Raw genomic sequence first — 23,352 nt, 5'->3', positions numbered from 1 at the left:
GGAGCTGTCATGAAGGACGCCTTCGGTCTCCCCCAGTCCCTGCTCGTCCTCGGCGGTACGTCGGAGATCGCGCTGGCGACCACCCGCCGGCTGATCGCCCGCCGCACCCGCACGGTCTGGCTGGCGGGCCGCCCCTCGGCCGCCCTGGAGGAGGCCGCCGGGCGGCTGCGCGGGCTCGGGGCCGACGTGCACACCATCGCCTTCGACGCGCTCGACCCCGGTTCCCACGAGGCCGTGCTCGGCAAGGTGTTCGCCGAGGGCGACATCGACATGGTGCTGCTCGCCTTCGGCCTGCTCGGCGACCAGGCCCGTGACGAGCGGGAACCGGAGGCGGCGGTGCGGGTCGCGCAGACCAACTACACCGGCGCGGTCTCGGCGAGCCTGGTGTGCGCCCGGGCGCTCCAGTCCCAGGGGCACGGCTCCCTGGTCGTCATGTCCTCCGTGGCGGGCGAGCGGGCGCGTCGCGCGAACTTCATCTACGGCTCCAGCAAGGCCGGCCTGGACGCTTTCGCGCAGGGCCTGGGCGACGCGCTGCACGGCACGGGCGTGCACGTCATGGTCGTACGCCCCGGCTTCGTCCGTACACGGATGACCGCCGGCCTGCCCGAGGCGCCCCTGGCGACCACGCCCGAGGCGGTCGCGACGGCCGTGGAGCTGGGGCTGCGCCGCCGCGCGGAGACGGTGTGGGTACCGGGCGCCCTGCGCGTGGTGATGGCGGCACTGCGCCACCTGCCGCGCGCGGTGTTCCGGCGGCTGCCGATCTGACGCGGCTGCCGATCTGACGCGGTCGCCGGTCTGATGCCGATTCAGCGGGTGGGGACCGAGCCGCGTTCCGCGGGGCCGGCCTGGGGCGGGACGACCGCGCCGCCGAAGGGGAACTCGCGGAGCTTGCGCCAGACGCCGTCGGCGCCCTGCTCGTAGAGGGCGAAGCCGGTGCAGGGCCACTCGGCCTCGTAGTCGGCGAGTTCCTCGAAGGCGCGGTCCATCGCCGCGTCGTCGATGCCGTGCGCCACCGTGACGTGCGGGTGGTACGGGAACTGCAGTTCGCGCGGGACCGGCCCGACGGGGTCGCGGACCTGCTGCTGGAGCCCCGTGCAGGCCTCCGCTCCCGAGACGACCTGGACGAACACGACCGGCGACACGGGCCGGAACGTACCCGTGCCGGACAGCCGCATGGGGAACGGCCGCCCGGCCGCGGCGACCTCGGTCAGATGCGCCTCGACGGCCGGCAGGGCGTCCTCGTCGATCTCCGTCGGCGGCAGCAGGGTGACGTGCGTGGGGATGCCGTGAGCCGAGGCGTCGCCGAAGCCCGCGCGCAGCTGCTGGAGCTCGCTGCCGTGAGGCTCCGGGACCGCGATCGAGACACCGATCGTTACGGTCCCCACGTCGTCTCCTGTCGTTCAGTTGGCGGGTCGCTGATACGACCACCCGGTTATCGACTGTACGGCCACGGGCGGGTTACGGGCAGGCGCAACCGGAGTGATGTACAGCGCTGTCGGGTGGTACGGCTGTGCGCGGGGGCGGGTTCAGTGCTTGGCGGGCAGGAAACCGACCTTGTCGTACGCCTGGGAAAGGGTTTCCGCGGCGACCGCGCGTGCCTTCTCGGCGCCCTTGGCGAGGATCGAGTCGAGCGTCTCGGGGTCGTCCAGGTACTGCTGGGTGCGCTCCCGGAACGGCGTCACGAAATCGACCATGACCTCCGCGAGGTCCGTCTTGAGCGCGCCGTAGCCCTTGCCCTCGTACTTCTGCTCCAGCTCGGCGATGGTCTCGCCGGTGAGGGTGGAGTAGATGCCGAGGAGGTTGCTGATGCCGGGCTTCTCCGCCGCGTCGAAGCGGATGACGGTGTCGGTGTCCGTGACCGCGCTCTTGACCTTCTTCGCGGTGGCCTTCGGCTCGTCGAGGAGGTTGATGAGGCCCTTCGGCGTGGACGCCGATTTGCTCATCTTGATCGACGGGTCCTGAAGGTCGTAGATCTTCGCCGTCTCCTTGAGGATGTACGGCTTGGGGAGCGTGAAGGTCTCGCCGAAGCGGCCGTTGAAGCGCGTGGCCAGGTCGCGGGTGAGCTCGATGTGCTGGCGCTGGTCCTCGCCGACCGGGACCTCGTTCGCCTGGTAGAGCAGGATGTCCGCGACCTGGAGGATCGGGTACGTGAAGAGGCCGACGGACGCGCGCTCGGCGCCCTGCTTGGCGGACTTGTCCTTGAACTGGGTCATCCGGCCGGCCTCGCCGAAGCCGGTGAGGCAGTTCATGATCCAGGCGAGCTGGGCGTGCTCGGGGACGTGGCTCTGGACGAAGAGCGTGCAGCGGTCCGGGTCGAGACCGGCCGCGAGGAGCTGGGCCGCGGCCAGGCGCGTGTTCGCGCGCAGGTCCTTCGGGTCCTGCGGGATGGTGATCGCGTGCAGGTCGACGACCATGTAGAACGCGTCGTGGGTCTCCTGGAGGGCCACCCACTGGCGGACGGCGCCGAGGTAGTTGCCGAGGTGGAACGAGCCGGCGGTGGGCTGGATACCGGAGAGCACGCGAGGTCGGTCAGAGGCCATGTTTCTTATTGTCTCAGAGGGGTGTGGGTGGTTTCGGCGGGTGGGGAACCGCGGACCGTTCGTGGCTGGTCGCGCAGTTCCCCGCGCCCCTGAGGGCGCTGCCCTGACGGCGTTCGTCAGCCGAGGTCGATCTCCGGGTACAGGGGGAAGCCCGCGACCAGGTCCGTGGCGCGCTGGGAGATCTCGTCCGCCACCTTCGCGTCGAGGACGTGCTGGGCCTTGGAGGGGGCGCCCGACTTGGTCGTGCCCGCTTCCGTGGTGGTCAGGACGCGGTCGATCAGGCCCGCGACCTCGTCCATCTCGGCCGTGCCCAGGCCGCGGGTGGTCAGGGCCGGGGTGCCGATGCGGATGCCGGAGGTGTACCAGGCACCGTTCGGGTCGGCGGGGATCGCGTTGCGGTTGGTGACGATGCCCGAGTCGAGCAGGGCGGCCTCGGCCTGGCGGCCGGTGAGGCCGTAGGAGGAGGCGACGTCGATCAGGTTGAGGTGGTTGTCCGTGCCGCCCGTCACCAGCGTCGCGCCGCGCCGCATCAGCCCCTCGGCGAGGGCGCGGGAGTTGTCGACGATGCGCTGGGCGTAGTCACGGAAGGACTCCTGGCGGGCCTCCGCGAGGGCGACGGCCTTGGCGGCCATCACGTGCGGGAGCGGGCCGCCGAGGACCATCGGGCAGCCGCGGTCGACCTGGTCCTTCAGGGTGTCGTCGCACAGGACCATGCCGCCGCGGGGGCCGCGCAGCGACTTGTGGGTGGTCGTCGTCACGATCTGGGCGTGCGGGACCGGGTCGAAGTCGCCGGTCAGGACCTTGCCCGCGACCAGGCCGGCGAAGTGCGCCATGTCGACCATCAGCGTGGCGCCGACCTCGTCGGCGATCTCGCGCATGATCCGGAAGTTCACCAGGCGGGGGTAGGCCGAGTAGCCCGCGACGATGATCAGCGGCTTGAACTCACGGGCGGTGGCGCGCACGGCCTCGTAGTCCAGCAGGCCCGTGGCGGGGTCCGTGCCGTAGGCGCGCTGGTCGAACATCTTGCCGGAGATGTTCGGGCGGAAGCCGTGGGTGAGGTGGCCGCCGGCGTCCAGGGACATGCCGATCATGCGCTGGTTGCCGAAGGCCTGGCGCAGCTCGGACCAGTCGGCGTCCGTGAGGTCGTTGATCTGGCGGACGCCGGTCTTCTCCAGGAAGGGCACCTCGACGCGGGCGCCGAGGACGGCCCAGAAGGCGACGAGGTTGGCGTCGATGCCGGAGTGCGGCTGGACGTAGGCGTGGCGGGCGCCGAAGAGCTCCCTGGCGTGCTCGGCGGCCAGGGACTCGACGGTGTCGACGTTGCGGCAGCCGGCGTAGAAGCGGCGGCCGACGGTGCCCTCGGCGTACTTGTCGCTGAACCAGTTGCCCATGGTCAGGAGGGTGGCCGGGGAGGCGTAGTTCTCGGAGGCGATCAGCTTGAGCATCTCGCGCTGGTCGGCGACCTCCTGGCCGATGGCGTCCGCTACGCGGGGTTCCACGGCGCGGATGACGTCCAGCGCGGCGCGGTAGGCGGTGGAAGCGGGGGAGAGTTGCTCGGGCATGGGGGACCTCCGGACGTTGCGTTCAGCGTTCACGGTACGGCCCAGGCGCACGGCACTCTCTGCTCGGGCCGCTCCCCGATGGTTTGTCCATCCCAGCGCGCCAGTCACGGCCCGGCGATCAGCCTACCGGCTGGGGCGGGGGAGCGTCTGCCGGGTTGCTCCGCGTTGCCGGGTGCGGGTGCGTTGTGGCTGGTCGCGCAGTTCCCCGCGCCCCTGGAGGGCGAGATCCCCCCACACCGTTCAAAGGATCACGTGGGGCAGGAATCTCGCGTACTCGTCTGTGATCAGGCCCGACGACTCGCGGATGCCCAAGCCCGCCGACTCGTTCTCCACCACCCAGGCGCCCAGGACCACCCGGTTGCCGTCGAAGTCGGGCAGGGGGGCGAGCTGCTGGTAGACGCAGGGTTCGTCCCGGACGAAGGGGTCGGTGCCGGGGGCGTGGATCGTGACGCCCGCGCCCTCTCGGCCGAGGAGGGGCTTGGCGACCCAGCCGTGGGCCGGCAGGTCACGGGGGCCGTCCAGGTGGGCCGGGAGGAGGTTGGGGTGGTCGGGGTAGAGCTCCCAGAGGATGGCGAGCAGGGCCTTGTTGCTGAGGAGCATCTTCCAGGCCGGTTCGATCCACAGCGTGGAGCCCGTGCCGCCGCCGTTGTCGAGGGTGTCCAGGACGTGGGCGGCGAAGCGGTCGGTGGTGAGCCACTCCCAGGGGTAGAGCTTGAAGGCGCTGCGGATGAAGCGGAGGCGGTTGTCGACGAAGCGGCCGGAGAGACGGTCCCAGCCGATCTCCTCCATGGCGATCCAGTCGGTGGCCAGGCCCGCCTGCTCGGCCGTCTCCTTGAGGTAGGCGACCGTCATCATGTCCTCGCCGAGTTCGTCGGCGGAGGAGTACGCGAAGTACAGGGGGCTGCCCGGCGGGAGAAGGGCGGCCTGCTTCTTCCAGGCGTCGATGAGGCGTTCGTGGAGCGAGTTCCACTGGTCGGCGCCGGGGAAGCGCTCCTCCATCCAGAACCACTGGGGTGACGCGGCCTCGACCAGTGAGGTGGGGGTGTCGGCGTTGTACTCCAGGAGTTTGGCCGGGCCGGTGCCGTCGTAGCGGAGGTCGAAACGGCCGTAGAGGGAGGGGAGTTCGGCGCGGCGGTGCCAGGACTCGGCGACCGCCCGGGCGACGCGGGGGTCGGTGATGCCCAGGTCGGCGAAACGGTCCTCGGCGACGATGTGGGCGGCCGCCGCCAGGCACATACGGTGGAGTTCCTCGACGACCTCTTCCAGCGCCTCGATCTCCGGAAGGGTGAAGACGTAGTACGCGCTTTCGTCCCAGTAGGGGCGCAGGGAGTCGTCGGGGTAGCGGGTGAGGGGGTAGATCAGGCCCTGTTCCTCGACGGTCTGCTGCCAGCCGGGGCGGGGCTCCGTCGTGTGGCGTTCCATCTGCGCGGGCCCGCTCAGCCGCCGCCGCTGCCGGAGCCCGAGCAGCCGAAGCCGCCCCGGTCGACGGCCTCGCTGCGGCTGAAGGTGCCGTGGTCGGCGTAGCCGCCGCTGACGTCGGCGTCGTAGTACCAGTCGGCGTCCGTGGTCTTGGACTTGCCGGTCTTCTTGCCGCCCTTGCCCTTGCCGTAGGAGGAGCCGGACGAGGAGGACGAGTTGCAGTTCTTGTCGGCGACGATCTTGTAGCCGTTGATGTAGTCGTAACTGTCCCGGTCCACACAGCGGCGGTCCGGGTCGGAGCCGCAGGCGGACAGAGCCGCCGCGAGGACACCCATACCGCCCAGCACCACCGTGCTGGAGCGCAGTCGCCGTCGTGTCTCGGCCATTTTCGTCTCTCCCCCGTGCTTCTTCGTGTCGTGTACGGCGTCGTGTACCGCGCCGGGTACTGCCGAGCGGTCAGCCTAGAGAGGGGTGAGAGCGGGCGTGCATGCCCCCCTGTCCGCGCCCCCTCCCCTACTGTCGTTTTGTGATCTTTGGAATGGTGTGCGCCCTTGGTGCGGCCGTCTGCTTCGGTACGGCGACGGTGTTGCAGGCGATGGCCGCGCGGGCGGCCGCGGCGACCGGCCCGGGCGGGGACGTGGCCCTGCTGTGGCGGGCGCTGCGGCAGTGGCGGTATCTGCTGGGGCTCGCGCTGGACGGTCTCGGCTTCCTGCTCCAGATCATCGCGCTGCGGTCGGTGCCGATCTATGCCGTGGGGGCGGCGCTGGCAGCGAGCCTCGCGGTGACGGCCGTGGTCGCGGCGCGACTGCTCGACGTGCGGCTGACCCGGATGGAGTGGGGGGCGGTGGGGGTGGTGTGCGCCGGGCTCGCGCTGCTGGGGCTGGCGTCCGGGGCCGAGGGCGACGAGGAGGGGCCGGGCTGGCTGAAGTGGGCGATGCTCGGGGCCGCGGGCGGGGTGCTGCTGCTCGGGGCGGTGGGCGGGCGGCTGCCGGAGCGGGGGCGGGCGCTCGCGCTCGGTCTGGGGGCCGGCTGCGGGTTCGGGGTGGTGGAGGTGGCGGTCCGGCTCATCGACGGGCTGTCGCCCGGGGAGCTCTTCACCAACCCGGCGGCCTACGCGCTGGTGCTCGGGGGCGGGGCCGCGTTCCTGCTGCTGACCTCGGCCCTGCAGCGCGGGTCGGTGACCACCGCGACCGCCGGTCTGGTGCTCGGGGAGACGGTGGCGCCCGCGCTGATCGGCGTGATCTGGCTCGGGGACCGCACGCGGGAGGGGCTGGGCTGGCTGGCGGTGCTCGGATTCGCGGTGGCGGTGGCCGGGGCGCTGGCGCTGTCGCGGTTCGGGGAGGCGCCGGTGGAGTCCGGGGGCGGGGCGGCCGGGGAGGCGGGGGCGGCCGGGGAGGACGCGATCGCACCTAAGTGAGCAGGGCTTTTCCCCAAGGCGGCGCACCTGCCGTAAAGCTTCACGTTCCGGACAGCCGGAAAATTGTTTGTTGAAACTTGAACGCGCGGGAACCGCTTTCCGTACAGGACGGCGTGACCAGTAATCCCGTCACGGTCACCGTGGCCTATCGCGTGACGCCGGGCCGTGCGGCCGACTTCCACTCCTGGGGGTGGGCCATGCTGGGCGCGACCGCCCGGCAGCCGGGATTTCTGGGGGGTGGGGTACTTGTCGACGGAGGGGCGGAGTGGCATGTCGTCTATCGCTTCGCCAGCGAGGGGTCGGCCCTGGCCTGGGAGCAATCACCCTCCCGGACCCAGTGGGACGCCCGGCTGGAGGGGGTCGCGCGGGAGGCGGAGCGCCGGAGAGTGCCGGGCGCCAGGGCCTGGTTCGAAGCGCAGACGCTGACGCCCGCGCCACCGGCACCGCCGAAGAAATGGAAACTGTGGTTCGTGAATATGAGCGCGGTTTTTCCGCCGGTGCTCCTGTTCAATCTGACGGTTCTTCCCTATCTCGGTGACCTCAACGCACTGATACGCACGCTGTTGTTATGTCTGTGTGTGACCGCCCTTGTCACCTGGATTCTCATGCCGCGCCTCCAGCGTTTCTTCAGGAAATGGCTTTACCCGTCGCTCCAGGCGCTTCGTGGGCGGCACAAACGCCGGGCCACGTAGGTCCGCGAACGAACAGAGGGAGGTGGGCGGGTGAAGACCCTGCTCATCGACAATTACGACTCGTACACGTACAACCTGTTCCAGCTGATCGCCGAGGTCAATGGCGAGGAGCCGGTGGTGGTCCGTAACGACGCGCCCGTCGACGGGGTTCCGGATCTCCGGGGGTTCGACAATCTGGTGGTGTCCCCGGGCCCCGGGCACCCGGGTGACGCTCGTGACTTCGGCATCGGGACCAGGCTGCTCGCGACCTCCCCCGTTCCCGTGCTCGGCGTGTGTCTCGGCCATCAGGGCATCGCGCTCGGCGAGCGGGGTCTTGTGGGGCCGGCGCCGGAACCGCGGCACGGGCATCTCTCCACGATCCGGCACGACGAACAGGATCTGTTCCAGGGCCTGCCGCAGCATTTCACCGCCGTGCGCTATCACTCGCTGGCCGTGCGCGAGCCGTTGCCTCCGGCGCTCGAGGCCACGGCCTGGGCGGAGGACGGCGTCCTGATGGGGCTGCGGCACCGCAGCCGGCCGCTGTGGGGTGTGCAGTTCCACCCGGAGTCCGTCCTCACGGAGTACGGCCACCGCATGCTCGTGAACTTCCGCAACCTGACCGCCGCGCGGGCCGGCAAGCTACGCACGAAGAACACGGCGGTGCCGTCCCCCGAGGCACCGGCCCGACGCCGGGCAGTGGTCCCGGAGTGCGACGCGGGGGTCCGGCGGCCGGCGGGGACTCGGAGGGCTACGGCGGCCCAGGCGGCGGTTGCAACGGATTCCCGTCCTGCGGCTGTTGCCGGGGCCGCGCTGAGCAGTCGGGCGGCGGGTGTCTCCGAGGCCGGGACCGACGATCGGGCCCGGGCCGTTCCCGGAGCCAAGGCGAGCAACCGGTCGGCGGGTGTCTCCGGGGCCGGGGCCGGGGCCGGCAGTCGGACCGGGGCCGCGGCGGGTCCGCCGCGGGCCGCGGTACCTCGGCCTGCCGCCGTCTTCCCCGTCTCGGCGATGTCAGGGTCTGACGGGGCCGTAGCGGCCGGAGACGCCGTTCCGGCCGGCGGGGCCACCGCGGGCGCCGACGCCCCCCTGCCCGCCCCACCGCCCACCGCCGCCATTCCCCGCCCCCGGCGCCCCGGCCGGGTCGGCTACCGGCTGCACACCCGCCGGGTCACCGGTGCCGTCGACACCGAGGCGGCTTTCACCCGGATGTTCGCCGCGTCTCGACGGTCGTTCTGGTTGGACAGCTCCCTGGTCGAGCCCGGTCGGTCGCGGTTCTCGTTCCTGGGGGACGACAGCGGGCCGCTCGCCGAGTTCGTGCGGTACGACGTCACGGCCGGGCGCTGTGAGATCGAGCGGGCCGGGCGGCCGGTGCGCAAGGTCGCGGCGAGTGTCTTCGACTATCTGAAGCGGCAGTTGACGAATCGGCGCGTGGACGCGACCGGCCTGCCGTTCGACTTCACCGGGGGCTACGTCGGCTACCTCGGCTACGAGGTGAAGGCCGACTGCGGATCGCCCAACCGGCACCGCTCCCCCGCCCCGGACGCCGCCTGGCTGTTCGCCGACCGGGTGATCGCGGTGGACCACCAGGAGGGCTTCACCTACGCCGTGTGCCTGGCGGAGGACACCCCGCAGGCGGCCCGGGAGGCCGCCGACTGGCTGGAGGGCGCGCTGGCGGACCTCAGCTGCGTGGCGACGGAGCGGGCGCCGCTGCCCGTGCCGGCGGCCCCGGCCGACCCCGGCGCCGCCGAGCCGTGGCTCGTACGGGACCGGGCGACGTATCTCGCGGACATCGAGGCGTGCCAGCGGGAGTTGCGGGCCGGCACCAGCTATGAGGTCTGCCTGACGAACGCCGCCCGTTTACCCGCTCCGCCCGACGCGCTCGACTTCTACCGGACGCTGCGCCGCGACAACCCGGCCCCGTACGCGGCTTTCCTGAGATTCGGGGAGCTGGAGGTGGCCGGTTCCTCGCCCGAGCGGTTTCTGAAGATCGACCGGGACGGTACGGCCGAGGCCCGGCCCATCAAGGGGACCGCGCCCCGGGGCGACGACCCGGAGGAGGACGCCCGGCTGCGGGACGCGCTCGCGTCGGACGACAAGACCCGGGCCGAGAACCTGATGATCGTCGATCTGCTCCGCAACGACCTGGGACAGGTCTGCCGGACGGGGTCGGTGCGGGTGTCGAAGCTGATGGCCACGGAGACGTACGCCACGGTGCACCAGCTCGTCTCGACCGTGGCGGGGCGGCTGCGGCCGGGCACGGACGCGGTGGACTGCGTCCGGGCCTGCTTCCCCGGCGGGTCGATGACCGGCGCGCCGAAGCTGCGCACGCTGGAGATCATCGACTCGCTGGAGACCGAGGCGCGGGGCGTGTACTCCGGCGCCCTCGGCTACTTCGGGTGCGGCGGCGGCGCGGATCTCAGCATCGTCATCCGTACCGCCGTGTTCGCCGACGGCCAGCTGCATCTGGGCGCGGGCGGCGCGATCGTGCTCGGCTCCGATCCGGAGGCGGAGTACGAGGAGATGCTGCTGAAGACCGCGGCCCCGATGCGGGCCCTGCACCAGCACACGGCCGACCGGATACGGCAGCAGGCCCCGTCGGGGGACAGAGCCGAGGCGGCCGGGGAGGCCCGGCGATGACCAGTCCTCAGGTCGAGATGACCAGTGCAAAGGCCGAGGCGCCCAGGCTCCAGGCCGGCGTGCCCGGGCCACGGACCGAGACGAACCGGCCTCAGGCCGAGGTCGCCGGGATGCAGGCCGACGTGACCGGTGCTCAGGCCGAGACGACCAGGCCGCAGGCCGACGTGACCGGTGCTCAGGCCGAGACGGCCAGGCCACGGGCCGAGACGCCCGCGCCTCAGGCCGAGCCGAACCCGGGCGAGGTCGAGGCGCCCGGGAACATGGCGGCCCAGCTCGCCGAACTCGCCGAGCGGCGCGGGTGGAACGGCCGGACCGCCTTTCACCAGGGGCACCGGGCCTGGACCCACGGGGAGGTGCACGACCTCGCGGCCCGTGCGGCCACCGTGCTCGCGGAGCACGGGGTGCGCCCCGGGGACCGGGTGCTGCTGGCGCTGCCCGACTCGCTCGCCTGGGTGACGGCGTTCCTCGCCACCGCCCGGCTCGGCGCCGTCGCGGTCCTGGTCAACCCCGAACTCCCCGCGGCCGACCATGTGTTCCTGGCCGAGGACACCGGAGCGCTGCTGTGCGTGACGGGGCCGGGTCTGGAGGAGCGGTTCGCCCGCCGGGCCTGCCTCGGAGCGGATCAGCTGATGGCACTCACCCCGGCCGCCGAGCCCGCGCCCGCCCACCAGGTCGACGCGCACGCCCCGCTGTACGTCCAGTACACCTCAGGCACCACGGGCCGCCCCAAGGGCGTCGTGCACACGCACGGCGATCCCCGGACGTACCACGACCTGGTCGGCCGGCGGGTGCTGCGGATCACCGCGGACGACGTCACCCTGTCGGTGTCGAAGCTGTACTTCGCCTACGGCTTCGGCAACGCCCTCGTCTTCCCGCTGTTCTCCGGTTCGTCCGCGGTGCTGGTGGACCGGCGCCCCACTCCGGCCACCCTCGACGAGCTGGTCGCCCGGCACCGGGTGACGCTGCTCTACTCCGTGCCGTCCGCGTACGCCGCGCTGGTCGCCGAGCGGGGCCACGGGCACGAGGGCTGCTTCGCCTCGGTGCGGGCCGCGGTGTCGGCCGGCGAGGGACTGCCGGACGGGCTCGCACGGCAGCTGACCGCGCTGCTCGGGGCGCCGGTGCTGGAGCAGATCGGCTCCACCGAGGCGGGCCACGCGTTCTGCGCCAACGGTTTCGCCCACGACCATCCGGGCACCGTCGGCCGTCCCGTGCCCGGCTTCGAGGTGGAGCTGCGCGACCGGGACGGGCGCCCGGTGCCGGACGGCGAGGAGGGCGAGATGTGGGTGCGCGGACCGACGGTCACCCCGGGCTACCTGAACCGGCCCGAGGAGACCGCGCGGACCCTGGTCGGCGGCTGGCTGGCCACCCGCGACCGGGCGTGCCGCGAACCGGACGGCTCCTACCGGCATCTGGGCCGCGCCGACGACATGGAGATGGTCGGCGGCATCACCGTCTCCCCGCTGGAGGTGGAGGCCGTGCTGCGCGGCCATCCGGCGGTGCGGGAGGTGGCGGTCGCGGCGGTGCCCGACGGGCGGGGCGCGAGCCGGCTGCGGGCCTTCGTGGTGCCGGTCGCGTCCGCGCGTGACGGTCTGTCGGACGAGCTGATCGGCCTGGCGCGGGAGAGCCTCGCCGCCTTCAAGGTCCCCCGCAGCGTCAGCTTCGTCCCCTCGCTGCCGCGCACCCCGACCGGGAAGCTCCGCCGCCATCTGGTGCGCCGGGGTGCCTGGTGACCACCTCGGAAAGGAACGGCCTCATGCGACAGTCCCGGCAGACCCGGCCCCGGCCGCCCCTGCTCGCCGATCGCGGCTTCTATCTGGGACCGGTCTTCCGGCGGGCCGCCGACCGGCACGGGGCCGTCTTCGTCACCCTGGACCGGCCGCTGGACGTCAACCCTTCCCTCGGGGTCGACCTGAGCTACACCGTGCTCGCCGAGGTGGTCGAGGAACTCTCCGGCCGGCTGTGGGAGGCCGGGGTGCGGCCCTCGGAGCAGGTCGTCGTGCACAAGGCCGACAACGTCGACATCATGCTGCTGACCTGCGCGGCCTCCAGGATCGGCGCCGTGCCGGTGCTGCTGTCGCCCGCGCTGGCCCCTCAGGTGGCAGGGCAGCTCCTCGCCCGGCTGCGCCGCCCCTGGCTGATCACCGACAGCGCCACCCTGGACGGGCTGAAGGACCTCGCCCTGTCCGGGCTCGTGCGGCGGACGCTCTCGGTGGACGACGCGCCCGGGGCGGAGCCGCTGGCGAAGTACGCCGGCGCCGAGCCGCCTCCGCCGGTCCGGCTCCACCCCCGCGAACCCGCCCTGATCACCCACAGCTCGGGCACCACCGGCGTCCCGAAGCTGGCCGTGCACTGCGCGCAGACCATGTGGAACCGGCTCGTGCCGCAGCAGGCGATGGGCTGGCCCACCCGGGGCGAGCCGGCGGCGCTGCACATGTCGTTCGTGCACTCGCGCTTCTACCATCTGCTCGGCGTCCTGCTGCACTTCGGCAGCCCGCTGGTGCTGATCACCGACCCGGATCCGGCCGCGGTGGGCCCGCTGCTGGTCCGGCACCGGCCCGGCATCGTGGAGACGCACCCCAACACGTTCGTGCTGTGGGAGGAGCTGGCCGACGCCCCCGGGGCCCCGCTGTCCCGGGTCCGGTCGTACGGCTCCACGTTCGACGCGATCCATCCGCGCACCGTACGGCGGCTGCTGGGAGCCTCCCGGCGCCGTACGCCCTGGCTGATCCAGCTGTACGGGCAGAGCGAGACGGGCCCGGTGGCGTTCCAGGTGGTGACGCGGCGCGGTGCCGCCCGGGTGGACGGGCGCCGGGTCGGGACCGGGATACCCGGCTTCACCCGGGTCCGCGTCACCGACGCCGAGGGCAGACGGGTCCCGCCCGGCACGCCCGGCCGGATCGAGGCCCGCACCCGGGGCCGGATCCTCACCTACCTGGGCATGCCGGACCGCTACGACCGTCAGCTCACCGACGGCTGGTGGGAGATGGGCGACATGGGCTACCGGAGCCGCCTGGGCGCGCTGTACCTGATCGACCGGGAGGTCGACCAGATCGACGAGGTGCACAGCAACCTCGAGGTCGAGGACACGCTGATGTCCCGCCTGGAGGAGCTGCGTGAGGTCGTCATCGTGCCGGGCGCGGACCGCGAGCCGGTGCCGGTGGTGTGCGTGCGCGGCGAGCGTCCCCTGGACCCGGAGCGCTGGCGTCGGGCGACGGCGGGACTGCCGGCGATGGCCGAGCCGCGGCAGTGGCGGTTCGAGGATCTGCCGATGACCGCGACCTGGAAGGTGAAGCGCGTGGAGATCGCGCGGATGCTCACCGAAGGCGCCCGCGCATGACCCTGGCCGTGGTCGTGGGCGCCGGACCCGTGGGCCTGTCGGCGGCCCTGGCCCTGCGCGGGCACGGACTGCCGGTGGTGCTGCTGGAGGCCGACCCCGAGGACCGGGAACGGCCGGGCAGCCGGGCCCTGTTCGTGCACCGGGAGACCCTGGGCCTGCTGGACGCGATGCTGCCCGGGCTCGCCGCCGAGATCACCTCGTACGGGCGGACCTGGCACACCAGGCGCACTCTCTACCGGGGACGTGAGGTCTACGCCCGCACCTTTCCGCCGCCGTCGGGTCCGCCGCCCTTCACCAGCCTGCGCCAGACGGACACCGAACGGTTCCTGCGCGCGGCCTGCGAGGGGGCCGGGGTGGAGTTCGTGTGGGGCGCGCGCGTGGCGGGGGTGAGCACCTCGGAGACGGAGGTCCGGCTGACGGGCGAGGACGGGCGGGTGTGGACGGGCGCGTATGCCGTGGCCGCCGACGGCGCCCGCTCGGCGGTCCGGCGCGAGCTGGGCATCGCCATGGAGGGCACGCACGGCGAGGGCTTCCATGTCGTGGTGGACGTCGCCGACGTGCCGGGCGCGGAGCTGCCGCTGGAGCGGGTCTTCCACTACGAGCATCCCGGGGTCGGCGGGCGCAGTGTGATGCGGGTGCCGTTCACCGGCGGTTTCCAGGTCGACCTGCAGTGCCGGGACGACGACGCGCAGGAGGAGTACGGCACCGAGGAGGCCGTACGGCGGTGGCTGCCCGCGATCGTCGGGGACGGCTACGGCGACCGGATCATGTGGGTGTCGACGTACCGCTTCCTGCGCAAGGTGGCGGCCTCGTTCACCGATCCGCACGGGCGCGTGCTGCTGGCCGGGGAGGCGGCGCATCTCTTCCCGCCGTTCGGGGCACGCGGCATGAACAGCGGGATCGCGGACGCGGCGGCCGCCGCCGAGGCGATCGCCACCGGGACCGGCGCGGCGGTCGCGCGCTTCGCCGAGGTGCGGCGGGCGGCGGGCCTGTTCAACAGCGCCGCCGCCGGTACGGCCCTGGACCATCTGCGGCCGCACCGCCGTACCGTCCGGGTCAGACAGCGGGCGGCGGCGGCCCTGGCGCCGGTGCTGCCGTGGTGCGGATCATGGCTGGAGCACGCGCCGTACGGGCCCCGGCACGGGGCGCCGGCCGTCGCGGGCCGCAAGTACTGAGGAGGAGCTGGTGGTGACACGACCGGCGGTGGGCGAAGGCCTGTGGGCGTGGACGCCCGGCCGTGGCCTGGCCCCCGCCCCGGGCGAGGAGGCCGGGGGACGGCTGCTCGTCGCGGACTCGTGGCTGCTGCGCGAGGGCCGGGTGCGGGCCTATGCCCGGCACCGGGAGCGCTTCTCGCGGTCCTGTGCCGAGTGCGGCGGGCCGGAGCCGCGCCGGCTCGTCGCGTTCTGGCAGGACGTGACCGCCGCGCTGCCGCGCACGGGTGAGTGGTTCCCTCGGGTGGAACTCGTGGCGGGCTCCCCGGAGTTGCGGTTGCTGGTGCGTCCCGCCCCGCCGCTCGGCACGGAGATCCGGCTGTGGGCGGCGGGCCAGTCCGACCCGCGGGCCGTGCCCCGCCGCAAGGGCCCGGACCTGGAGACCCTGGCCCGGGTGCGCTGCCTGGCCGCCGGCGAGGGCGCTGAGGAGGCGCTGCTGATCGCGCCCTCGGGCACGGTGCTGGAGTCGGCCACCGCCAGCGTGCTGTGGTGGGAGGACGACACCCTCTGTCTGCCCCCGCCCCGGCTGCCCGTCCTGCCGGGTGTGACGGCCGGGCTGATCCAGGAGCGGGCGCTGCGGTCCGGGATCCGGATCGCGCACCGCGAGCGGACCGTGGCCGAACTGGACGGCCGTGAGGTGTGGCTGGTGAACGCGCTGCACGGGATCCGGCCCGTCACGAGCTGGACGGGCCGCCCGATGCGGGTGCCTCCGGCGGAGCGGGCCGGCGAATGGCGGGCCTGGCTGGACGGCCTTGTGGAGCCACTGCCGAGCTGAATTCACAGAAGAACAGAAGACATGACGACGCCGGGCCGAAGAAATTCGACCCGGCGTGATTTCCGCTGTTCGTTTCAGCTTTTCGGCACCAATAGGTCAGCTCTTCGGCACCATGCGCGTGGCTATCGCGATGCGGTTGTAGGCATTGATGACGGTGGCCGCCCAGATCAGCGCGGCGATCTGGTTCTCGTCGAACACCTCGGCCGCCTCGGCGTACACGGCGTCCGGGACGCGACCGTCGTGGACCAGGGTCACGGCCTCGGTCAGCGCCAGTGCGGCGCGCTCCCGCTCGGTGAAGAAAGGCGTCTCCCGCCAGGCGTTCAGGGTGTACAGGCGCTGCTCGGTCTCGCCCTGGGAGCGGGCGTCCTTGGTGTGCATGTCGAGGCAGAACGCGCAGCCGTTGATCTGCGAGGCGCGGATCCTGACCAGTTCGAGCAGTTCCGGTTCGACCTTGGCGTCCTGCGCCGCGGAAACGGCGGCGGAGTGCAGGGAACCCATTGCTGCGGAGACGTCCGGGGTGATTTTCTTCAGGGCGACGCGAGATATGGAAGGGCTTTCACTCATGAGGTGACCATATCCTCGGAAGCGCATTCTCGAAGGGGAATTCGCGCAACGGTCCGGGCGTGATTTATCCGGGCAGTACCGCACACAGCGCGTCCAGCGCCCCGGACCAGGCGTGATCCGGCGGGGTTCCGTATCCGACGACCAGGGCGTCGACCGGAGCGGCCTGCGCGGCGGGGTGGGTGTAGCGGGCGAGTCCGTGCAGCGCGAGCCCCCGCCAGTGGGCTGCCTGGACCACGGACTGCTCGGTGCCGGGCGGCAGCCGCAGCAGGACGTGCAGACCGGCCGCGATACCGGTGATCCGGGCCCCGGGTGCGCGGGCCGCGACGGCGGCGACCAGGGCGTCCCTGCGGCGGCGGTAGCGCAGGCGGGTCGCGCGCACATGGCGGTCGTAGGCCCCGGAGGCGAGGAACTCGGCCAGGGTCAGCTGGTCGAGCACCCCGCAGGTGTCGACGCCGCCCTTCGCCGCCGTGACCTCCTCGGCGAGGCCCGGCGGCAGCACCATCCAGGCCAGCCGCAGCCCGGGGGCGAGGGACTTGCTGGCGGTGCCCAGATAGACCGCCCGGTCGGGGTCCAGGCCCTGGAGCGCGCCGACGGGCTGGCGGTCGTAGCGGAACTCGCCGTCGTAGTCGTCCTCCAGCACCAGCCCGCCGGTGCGGCGCGCCCAGTCGACCACGGCCGCACGGCGGTCGCGGTGCAGGGGCACGCCCATGGGGAACTGGTGGGCGGGGGTGAGGAGGATCGCGTCGGCGCCGGACAACTCGCCCGGGTCCGTGCCCAGTCGGTCGAAGGGCAGCGGGGTGGTGCCCAGGCCGGACCCGGCGAGGAGCCTCCAGTGCACGTCGAGACCGTACGACTCGACCGCGACGGTTCGTGCCCCGCGGGCCCGCAGGACCGTGCCGAGCAGCTTCAGGCCGTGCGCGAACCCGGCGCACACCACGATGCGTTCGGGGTCGGCGCGTACGCCCCGGGCCCGGGAGAGGTAGCCGGCGAGCGCGGCCCGCAGCTCCGGGCGGCCCCGGGGGTCGCCGTAGTCCAGCGCGTCGTACGGGGCGGCGGTGAGGGCGCGGCGGGCGGCCTTGAGCCACTCGGCGCGCGGGAAGGACGCGAGGTCGGGGCTGCCGGGGCGCAGGTCGTAGGCCGGGCGGGTGCGGGCGCGGGGGTGGGGTGCCGTACCGGCCGGCGGGACGACGGTCCGCGCGGCGACCCGGGTCCCCGAGCCCTGCCGGGCGGTGAGCCAGCCCTCGGCGGCGAGGTCGGCGTAGGCGTCGGCGACCGTGTTGCGGGCGATGCCCAGGTCGGCGGCGAGCGCGCGGGAGGAGGGCAGCCGGGTGCCGGAGGCCAGCCGGCCGGAGCGCACCGCCTCGCGCAGGGCGTCGGTCAGCCCCCGGCGCAGGCCCGGGCCGGTCGGCTCCACGTGCAGGTCGATGCCCAGAGTGGCCCATGGTTCCGCCATGGAAATGGACCATACTCCTGGGCTGCTTCCTTCCTAGGGTCGGGAGCATGACGACGCCCACCGACGACACGACGACCACGACACCCGCGACAAGCGCGGAGTACGCCCCCGAGCGGCCCGCCCGCCTGGAGTGGGCCAAGCACGCGCCCGACGTCTACAAGGCGATGGTCCGGCTGGAGACCGCCGCCCGGCAGGGCCTGGACCACACGCTGTACGAGCTGGTGAAGATCCGCGCCTCCCAGGTCAACCACTGTGCCTTCTGCATCGACATGCACACCAAGGACGCCCTCGCGGCGGGCGAGAGCGTCGAGCGGATCGTGCAGCTCAGCGCCTGGGACGAGTCGCGGCACTTCTACACCGCGAAGGAGCTCGCGGCGCTGGAGCTGACGGAGGCCGTGACGGTCCTGACGGACGGGTTCGTACCCGACGAGGTCTACGAGGAGGCCGCGCGGCACTTCGACGAGGCGGAGCTGGCGCAGCTGATCGCCGCGATCACGGTGATCAACGCCTGGAACCGGTTCGGCGTGACCTGCCGGATGGCACCGGGGCACTACCAGCCGGGCCAGTACAAGTGACGGCCCGGACCCGGCTGCTCGACCCGGCGGTGGGCCGGGCCATGTCCACGCTCAGCGCGGTGGCGAAGAAGGGCCTCGGCGACCCGGCCCTGGCCGAACTCGTCGTGCTCCGCGCCTCGCAGCTCAACCAGTGCGCGTTCTGCCTCGACATGCATCTCGCGATCGCCCGCGAGTACGGGGTGAGTGAGCGGAAGCTCGGCATGCTGGCCGCGTGGGAGGAGGCCGAGGACGTCTTCGACGAGCGGGAGCGGGCCGCGCTGGCGCTGACGGAGGCGGTGACCCTGCTGACTGGGGGCACCTCCCAGGCTTTCGGCTCTGGGGGAGGCTTGGTGCCGGACGAGGTGTACGAGAACGCCGCCAAGCACTTCGACGAGGCCCGGCTGGCCCATCTGATCGGGCTGGTCGTCGCCATCAACAACTGGAACCGGATGATGGTGAGCCGCCGGATCCCGCCGGGGGGACACACGCCATGAGCAAGGCCGATGTGTTCCGCGCCCTGCACCACCACCGGGTGCCCGGTGACCCCCTCGTGCTGCCCGGCCCCTGGGACGCGGCCAGTGCGCGGGTGTTCGTGGAGGCGGGCTTCCCGGCTCTCGCCACGCCCAGCGCCGGGGTCGCCGCGTCCCTGGGGTACGAGGACGGGCAGACCCCGGCCGACGAGATGTTCGCCGCGGTCGCCCGGATCGTGCGGGCCGTCGACGTGCCGGTGTCGGCGGACGTCGAGGGCGGCTACGGACTCGCCCCGAAGGAGCTGGTGGAGCGGCTGCTGGAGACGGGGGCGGTGGGCTGCAATCTGGAGGACTCCGAGGACGGGGTGCTCAAGGACCCGCGTGCGCACGCCGACCGGCTGGCCGAGGTGCGGGAGGCAGCCGGTGAGCGGCTCTTCGTGAACGCGCGCGTGGACACCTTCGCCTGCGGGGTCCAGGATCCCGAACGGGCCATCGAGCGGGCCGCGTTGTACGTCGCCGCGGGCGCCGACTGTGTCTACCCGATCGGCGCCCCGCCGGAGGTGCTGCCGCTGCTGCGGGCCGGGATCCAGGGGCCCGTCAATGTGGGGGCCGTACCGGGCGAAGGCCCCTCGCCCGCCGAACTCGGCGCGCGAGGGGCCACCCGGATCACCTTCGGGCCGGGACTCCAGCGGCGGGCCACCCGGGCCCTGCGGGAGATCGCCGGTCAGTTGACGTAGAGCAGGTCAGGACAGCCACTTCTTCCACGTGGACTTGTGGCTGTCCACCCACTTCTTCGCCGCCTCCTCCGGGGTCATCTTCTTGTCGGCGATCATCAGGGAGACCTCGTTCTGGTCCTCGGTCGTCCACTTGAACTTCTTCAGGAAGGCCGCCGCCTTGCCGCCGTTCTTGGCGAAGTCCGCGTTGAGGTACTTCTGCAGCGGCGTGTGCGGGTAGGCGCAGGCGACCTTCTCCAGGTCGGCGTCGCAGCCCTCCTTGTACTCCGGCAGCTTCACCTCGGTCATCGGGACCTTCTTGAACAGCCACTGCGGGGAGTACCAGTAGGTGAGGAAGGGCTTCTTCTCCTTGGCGAACTGCCTCATCTGGGTGATCTGCGCCGCCTCGGAGCCGGCGAACACCACCTGGTAGTCCAGCTTCAGGTTCTTCACCAGCGCCTTGTCGTTGGTGACGTAGGACGGCGAACCGTCCATCAGCTGGCCCTTGCTGCCGCTCTCCGGGGTGCGGAACTGGTCGGCGTACTTGTTGAGGTTCTTCCAGTTCGTGATGTCCGGGTGCTTCTTGGCGAAGTACGTCGGGACGAACCAGCCGATGTGCCCGGTGACGCCGAGTCCGCCGCCGGGGGCGATGGTCTTCTTGTCCTTGACGTACCGCTGCTCCTGCTCGGGGTGGCCCCAGTCCTCCAGGAGCGCGTCGACGCGGCCCTGGCTGAGCGCGTCCCAGGCGGGCACCTCGTCGACCTGGACGGTGTCGACGCGGTAGCCCAGTTCGTTCTCCAGGAGGTACTGGGCGACGGCCACGTTGGCCTGCGCGCCCACCCAGGACTGCACGGACAGGGTCACGGACTTGGCGCCCTGCGCGTTGGCGAAGGGCGAGGCCTGCTTGGTCATGTCGGCGGCGCCGCAGCCGGTGAGCAGCGCCAGGGAGCTGACGGTGGCGGCTATCGCCGTCGTACGGACTCGCATGTCAGGCTCCCTTCTTCGCGCGCCGCTCGGTGGGCTGGGTCACCCGGTCGAGCATCAGGCCGAGGCAGACGATGGCCGCGCCGGCCACCAGACCGGTCGCCAGGTCGCCCTGGGCGAGGCCGAAGACCACGTCGTAGCCGAGCGCGCCACCGCCGACCAGGCCGCCGATGACGACGACGGCGAGGACCAGGACGAGGCCCTGGTTGACGGCGAGCAGCAGCGCCGGGCGGGCCAGCGGGAGCTGGACCTGCCTCAGCTGCTGCCAGCTGGTCGCGCCGAGCGAGCTGGAGGACTCCAGCGCTGCGGGGTCGACCTGGCGCAGGCCCTGGGTGGTGATACGGACGACGGCGGGCAGCGCGTACACGATCGCGGCGGCGACGGCCGGGGCGCGGCCGACGCCGAAGAGGGCGACGACCGGGATGAGGTACACGAACTGCGGCATGGTCTGGAAGACGTCCAGGACGGGACGCAGCAGCCGCTCCAGACGGTCGCTGCGGGCCGCCGCGATGCCGATGGCGAAGCCGAGGACGAGGGTGACGGCGACGGCGGCGAGGACCTGCGACAGGGTGTCGAGGGAGGGCTTCCAGACGCCGAGCACGCCGATCGCGGCCATGGCGAGGACGGCGGTGAGCGCGGTGCGCCAGGTGCCGATGACCCAGGCCAGGGCGGCGACGATGAGCAGGACCGACCACCAGGGCAGCCCCTGCAGGCTGTCGCGCATGGGGTCGAGGACCCAGGTGGTGAAGTGGCCCGCCCAGTCGGCGGTGCCGCCGACCACGGGGACGCCGGAGTAGAGATGCGCGGTCATCCAGTCGACCGCGCGGTTGACGGGCTCGGCGATGCCGACGACCCAGGACTCGGGCCAGTCGAGCCGGCCGACGAGCCGCCCGGCGACCGCCACGGCGGCGAAGGCGACCAGGGCGTACAGCCAGCCGAGTCCGCGCCGGGGCTCCGGTTCGGCGCCGAGCCGCTCCCCCGCCGCGCCCGTGACGCGGTCCAGGACGACGGCGAGCAGCACGATCGGGATACCGGCGGCGAGCGCGGCACCGACGTCGACCGAGGCCAGCGCCTGGTAGACGCGGTCACCGAGACCGCCCGCGCCGATGACGGCCGCGATGACGGCCATGGACAGCGCCATCATGATCGTCTGGTTGAGGCCGAGCAGGAGTTCCTTGCGGGCCAGCGGGAGCCGGGCGGTCAGCAGCCGCTGGCGTGCGGTGGAGCCGAGCGACTCGACGGCCTCCAGCACGCCCTTGTCGGCGCCGCGCAGACCGAGCGAGGTCAGCCGGGCCATGGGCGGGGCGGCGTAGATGACGGTGGCCAGGACGGCCGCCGGGACGCCGATGCCGAAGACCAGCACGACCGGCAGCAGATAGGCGAAGGCCGGGAGCACCTGCATGGTGTCCAGAACGGGGCGCAGCAGGCGGTCCATCCGGTCGGACAGCCCGGCGGCGAGCCCGAGCAGCGCGCCCACCACGACCGAAGCGAGGACCGCGACGACCATCAGGGCGAGGGTCTGCATGGTCGGCACCCACATGCCGAGCAGGCCGCAGGCGAGGAACGCGACGCCCGTGCCGAGCGCGAGCCGGATGCCCGCGACGCGCCAGGCGACCAGCGCGCCCAGGGCCGTGACGCCCGCCCAGCCGACGGCCAGGAGGCCGAGGTAGACGGCCCGTACGGCGATGACGACGACGTTGCTGACGTGGCCGAAGAAGTAGAGGAACAGCGGGTGGCTGTCGCGGTTGTCGATGATCCAGTCGCTGGCCTTGGCGAGCGGCTCGGAGAAGTCGACGGTCAGTGCGGTGGGCCAGCTGCCGCTCGCCCAGCGGGCGTTGGCCAGCGGCACGAGGATCGCGGCGGCCAGGGCGAGGAGCAACAGCTTGTGCACGGCCCGGTGCTTGAGGAGGCCGGGCAGGCCGACCCGGGGCGGGTTCGCGGTGATGGTCGCCATCACACCGCCTCCTTGGTCTTCTCCGTCCCGGGCGGAGCGGGCTGCTCCGTGCCGGCGACGACACCGAGCAGCGTGTCGGAGTCGACGACGCCCACACACCGGCCCTTGTCCACGACCCGGGCCGGGGCGCCGGCGCGGGCGACGGCCTCGATCGCCTCGGAGACCGTCGCGTCGGGCGGGACCGCCGGTCCGCTGCCGTCCAGGTCCGCCGAGGGGTTGCGCATGGCTGTGCGGACGGTGAGGACCTGCTCGCGCGGGACGTCCCGGACGAACTCGCGGACGTAGTCGTCGGCGGGCGAGCCCACGATCTCCTCGGGCGTGCCGAGCTGGACGACCTGGCCGCCGCGCATCAGGGCGATGCGGTCGCCCAGCTTGAGGGCCTCCTGGAGGTCGTGCGTGATGAAGACCATCGTGCGGCCCTCCTCGCGGTGCAGCCGGACCACTTCCTCCTGCATCTCCCGCCGGATGAGCGGGTCGAGCGCGCTGAACGGCTCGTCGAAGAGGAGGACCTCGGGGTCGACGGCGAGTGCGCGGGCGAGGCCCACGCGCTGCTGCTGGCCGCCGGAGAGCTGGCTGGGGCGGCGGTGCTCCATGCCGTCCAGGCCGACCTTGGCGACGACCTCGGCGGCCCGCTCACGCCGCTCGGCCTTGCCGACGCCCTGGATCTCCAGGCCGTAGGCGACGTTGTCGAGGACCGTGCGGTGCGGCAGCAGGCCGAAGTGCTGGAAGACCATGGCGGCGCGGTGGCGGCGCAGTTCGCGCAGCCGGGAGCGGTCCATGGCGCGGACGTCCTCGCCGTCGATGGCGATGGTGCCGGCGGTCGGCTCGATCAGCCGGGTCAGACAGCGCACCAGCGTGGACTTGCCGGAGCCGGACAGGCCCATGACGACGAAGACCTCGCCCTTGCGCACATCGAAGCTGACGTCGCGGACGGCGGCCGTGCAGCCGGTGCGCGAGCGCAGCTCGTCGGCGTCGAGGGCGGTGAGCTCGGGGTCGGCGGGGACGCGCTCGGCCTTGGGGCCGAACACCTTCCACAGGCCCTCCACCGAGAAGACGGGGGTGGTGTCCATGCTCTGCTCCTCCGTGGGGGGTTC

Annotated in this window: 21 protein-coding genes and 1 riboswitch; of the genes, 11 read left to right on the top strand and 10 right to left on the bottom strand. The window is 72.6% G+C overall.

The window, feature by feature from the left end:
- The first annotated feature begins 9 nt into the window (after positions 1-9).
- Positions 10-765: a decaprenylphospho-beta-D-erythro-pentofuranosid-2-ulose 2-reductase gene (locus tag ACIBK5_RS13245; RefSeq protein ID WP_399019020.1), complete on the top strand. Its 756-nt coding sequence runs from the start codon at positions 10-12 to the stop codon at positions 763-765.
- A gap of 41 nt (positions 766-806) precedes the next feature.
- Here ACIBK5_RS13245 and ACIBK5_RS13240 read toward each other — a convergent pair whose 3' ends face one another.
- The 5 genes from ACIBK5_RS13240 to ACIBK5_RS13220 form a co-directional block, all read right to left on the bottom strand.
- Positions 807-1,385, bottom strand: coding sequence for a 2'-5' RNA ligase family protein (locus ACIBK5_RS13240; protein ID WP_399019018.1), 579 nt, complete (start codon positions 1,383-1,385; stop codon positions 807-809).
- Positions 1,386-1,526: 141 nt separating this feature from the next.
- Positions 1,527-2,540 carry a tryptophan--tRNA ligase gene (gene trpS, locus ACIBK5_RS13235; protein ID WP_399019016.1) on the bottom strand — a complete coding sequence of 338 codons (1,014 nt, stop codon included), beginning with the start codon at positions 2,538-2,540 and terminating at the stop codon, positions 1,527-1,529.
- A 116-nt stretch (positions 2,541-2,656) separates the two neighbouring features.
- Positions 2,657-4,153 (bottom strand): glycine hydroxymethyltransferase, encoded by a 1,497-nt coding sequence (locus tag ACIBK5_RS13230; protein WP_399019014.1) that lies wholly within the window; start codon positions 4,151-4,153, stop codon positions 2,657-2,659.
- Positions 4,135-4,220, bottom strand: a riboswitch (ZMP/ZTP riboswitch). Its footprint overlaps the gene before it by 19 nt.
- A 122-nt stretch (positions 4,221-4,342) precedes the next feature.
- Entirely contained in the window at positions 4,343-5,524 is a 1,182-nt protein-coding gene (locus ACIBK5_RS13225; protein ID WP_399019012.1) for a glutathionylspermidine synthase family protein, read from the bottom strand.
- Between the two features lie 14 nt (positions 5,525-5,538).
- The gene (locus ACIBK5_RS13220) at positions 5,539-5,907 is read right to left on the bottom strand and encodes a hypothetical protein (protein ID WP_399019010.1); all 369 of its coding nucleotides are present in this window, start codon (positions 5,905-5,907) and stop codon (positions 5,539-5,541) included.
- Between the two features lie 152 nt (positions 5,908-6,059).
- Here ACIBK5_RS13220 and ACIBK5_RS13215 point away from each other — a divergent pair, with 152 nt between their 5' ends.
- From ACIBK5_RS13215 to ACIBK5_RS13185, 7 genes are all read left to right on the top strand, one after another.
- Positions 6,060-6,938, top strand: a complete 879-nt coding sequence (locus ACIBK5_RS13215; RefSeq protein ID WP_399019205.1) for a hypothetical protein — start codon at positions 6,060-6,062, stop codon at positions 6,936-6,938.
- A gap of 113 nt (positions 6,939-7,051) precedes the next feature.
- The gene (locus ACIBK5_RS13210) at positions 7,052-7,630 is read left to right on the top strand and encodes an antibiotic biosynthesis monooxygenase (protein WP_399019008.1); all 579 of its coding nucleotides are present in this window, start codon (positions 7,052-7,054) and stop codon (positions 7,628-7,630) included.
- A gap of 30 nt (positions 7,631-7,660) precedes the next feature.
- A complete protein-coding gene (gene pabB, locus ACIBK5_RS13205; protein ID WP_399019007.1) occupies positions 7,661-10,243 on the top strand; it encodes an aminodeoxychorismate synthase component I in 2,583 nt (860 codons plus the stop codon).
- A 260-nt stretch (positions 10,244-10,503) separates the two neighbouring features.
- A complete protein-coding gene (locus ACIBK5_RS13200; protein WP_399019203.1) occupies positions 10,504-11,973 on the top strand; it encodes an AMP-binding protein in 1,470 nt (489 codons plus the stop codon).
- A 23-nt stretch (positions 11,974-11,996) separates the two neighbouring features.
- Complete coding sequence (locus ACIBK5_RS13195) at positions 11,997-13,580, top strand: class I adenylate-forming enzyme family protein (RefSeq protein WP_399019005.1); 1,584 nt, start codon at positions 11,997-11,999, stop codon at positions 13,578-13,580.
- A complete protein-coding gene (locus ACIBK5_RS13190; RefSeq protein ID WP_399019003.1) occupies positions 13,577-14,755 on the top strand; it encodes an FAD-dependent monooxygenase in 1,179 nt (392 codons plus the stop codon). Before ACIBK5_RS13195 ends, ACIBK5_RS13190 begins: the two co-directional genes overlap by 4 nt.
- Positions 14,756-14,768: 13 nt before the next feature.
- A complete protein-coding gene (locus ACIBK5_RS13185; RefSeq protein ID WP_399019202.1) occupies positions 14,769-15,566 on the top strand; it encodes an aminotransferase class IV in 798 nt (265 codons plus the stop codon).
- 96 nt (positions 15,567-15,662) lie between these two features.
- Here ACIBK5_RS13185 and ACIBK5_RS13180 read toward each other — a convergent pair whose 3' ends face one another.
- On the bottom strand, positions 15,663-16,130 hold the full coding sequence (locus ACIBK5_RS13180) for a carboxymuconolactone decarboxylase family protein (protein ID WP_399019001.1): 468 nt from the start codon (positions 16,128-16,130) through the stop codon (positions 15,663-15,665).
- Positions 16,131-16,194: 64 nt separating this feature from the next.
- On the bottom strand, positions 16,195-17,583 hold the full coding sequence (locus ACIBK5_RS13175; protein ID WP_399018999.1) for a PLP-dependent aminotransferase family protein: 1,389 nt from the start codon (positions 17,581-17,583) through the stop codon (positions 16,195-16,197).
- 47 nt (positions 17,584-17,630) lie between these two features.
- Here ACIBK5_RS13175 and ACIBK5_RS13170 point away from each other — a divergent pair, with 47 nt between their 5' ends.
- Genes ACIBK5_RS13170 through ACIBK5_RS13160 form a run of 3 tightly spaced genes read left to right on the top strand, consistent with a single transcriptional unit; the run spans position 17,631 to position 19,344 of the window.
- A complete protein-coding gene (locus ACIBK5_RS13170; protein ID WP_399018997.1) occupies positions 17,631-18,158 on the top strand; it encodes a carboxymuconolactone decarboxylase family protein in 528 nt (175 codons plus the stop codon).
- Positions 18,155-18,631 carry a carboxymuconolactone decarboxylase family protein gene (locus ACIBK5_RS13165; RefSeq protein ID WP_399018995.1) on the top strand — a complete coding sequence of 159 codons (477 nt, stop codon included), beginning with the start codon at positions 18,155-18,157 and terminating at the stop codon, positions 18,629-18,631. Before ACIBK5_RS13170 ends, ACIBK5_RS13165 begins: the two co-directional genes overlap by 4 nt.
- Positions 18,628-19,344 carry an isocitrate lyase/phosphoenolpyruvate mutase family protein gene (locus ACIBK5_RS13160; RefSeq protein WP_399018993.1) on the top strand — a complete coding sequence of 239 codons (717 nt, stop codon included), beginning with the start codon at positions 18,628-18,630 and terminating at the stop codon, positions 19,342-19,344. Before ACIBK5_RS13165 ends, ACIBK5_RS13160 begins: the two co-directional genes overlap by 4 nt.
- 6 nt (positions 19,345-19,350) lie before the next feature.
- Here ACIBK5_RS13160 and ACIBK5_RS13155 read toward each other — a convergent pair whose 3' ends face one another.
- The 3 genes from ACIBK5_RS13155 to ACIBK5_RS13145 are packed head-to-tail and all read right to left on the bottom strand — an operon-like array spanning position 19,351 to position 23,328.
- Positions 19,351-20,307 (bottom strand): ABC transporter substrate-binding protein, encoded by a 957-nt coding sequence (locus ACIBK5_RS13155; protein ID WP_399018992.1) that lies wholly within the window; start codon positions 20,305-20,307, stop codon positions 19,351-19,353.
- A 1-nt stretch (position 20,308) separates the two neighbouring features.
- The gene (locus tag ACIBK5_RS13150; protein WP_399018989.1) at positions 20,309-22,258 is read right to left on the bottom strand and encodes an ABC transporter permease; all 1,950 of its coding nucleotides are present in this window, start codon (positions 22,256-22,258) and stop codon (positions 20,309-20,311) included.
- Entirely contained in the window at positions 22,258-23,328 is a 1,071-nt protein-coding gene (locus tag ACIBK5_RS13145) for a glycine betaine/L-proline ABC transporter ATP-binding protein (protein WP_399018987.1), read from the bottom strand. Before ACIBK5_RS13145 ends, ACIBK5_RS13150 begins: the two co-directional genes overlap by 1 nt.
- Between the last annotated feature and the right edge of the window lie 24 nt (positions 23,329-23,352).

The organism is Streptomyces sp. NPDC050546, assembly GCF_044457425.1.
GTDB lineage: Bacteria > Actinomycetota > Actinomycetes > Streptomycetales > Streptomycetaceae > Streptomyces.
Note: the sequence above shows the minus strand (reverse complement) of the source record. Positions and strands in the feature narration are given on the sequence as shown.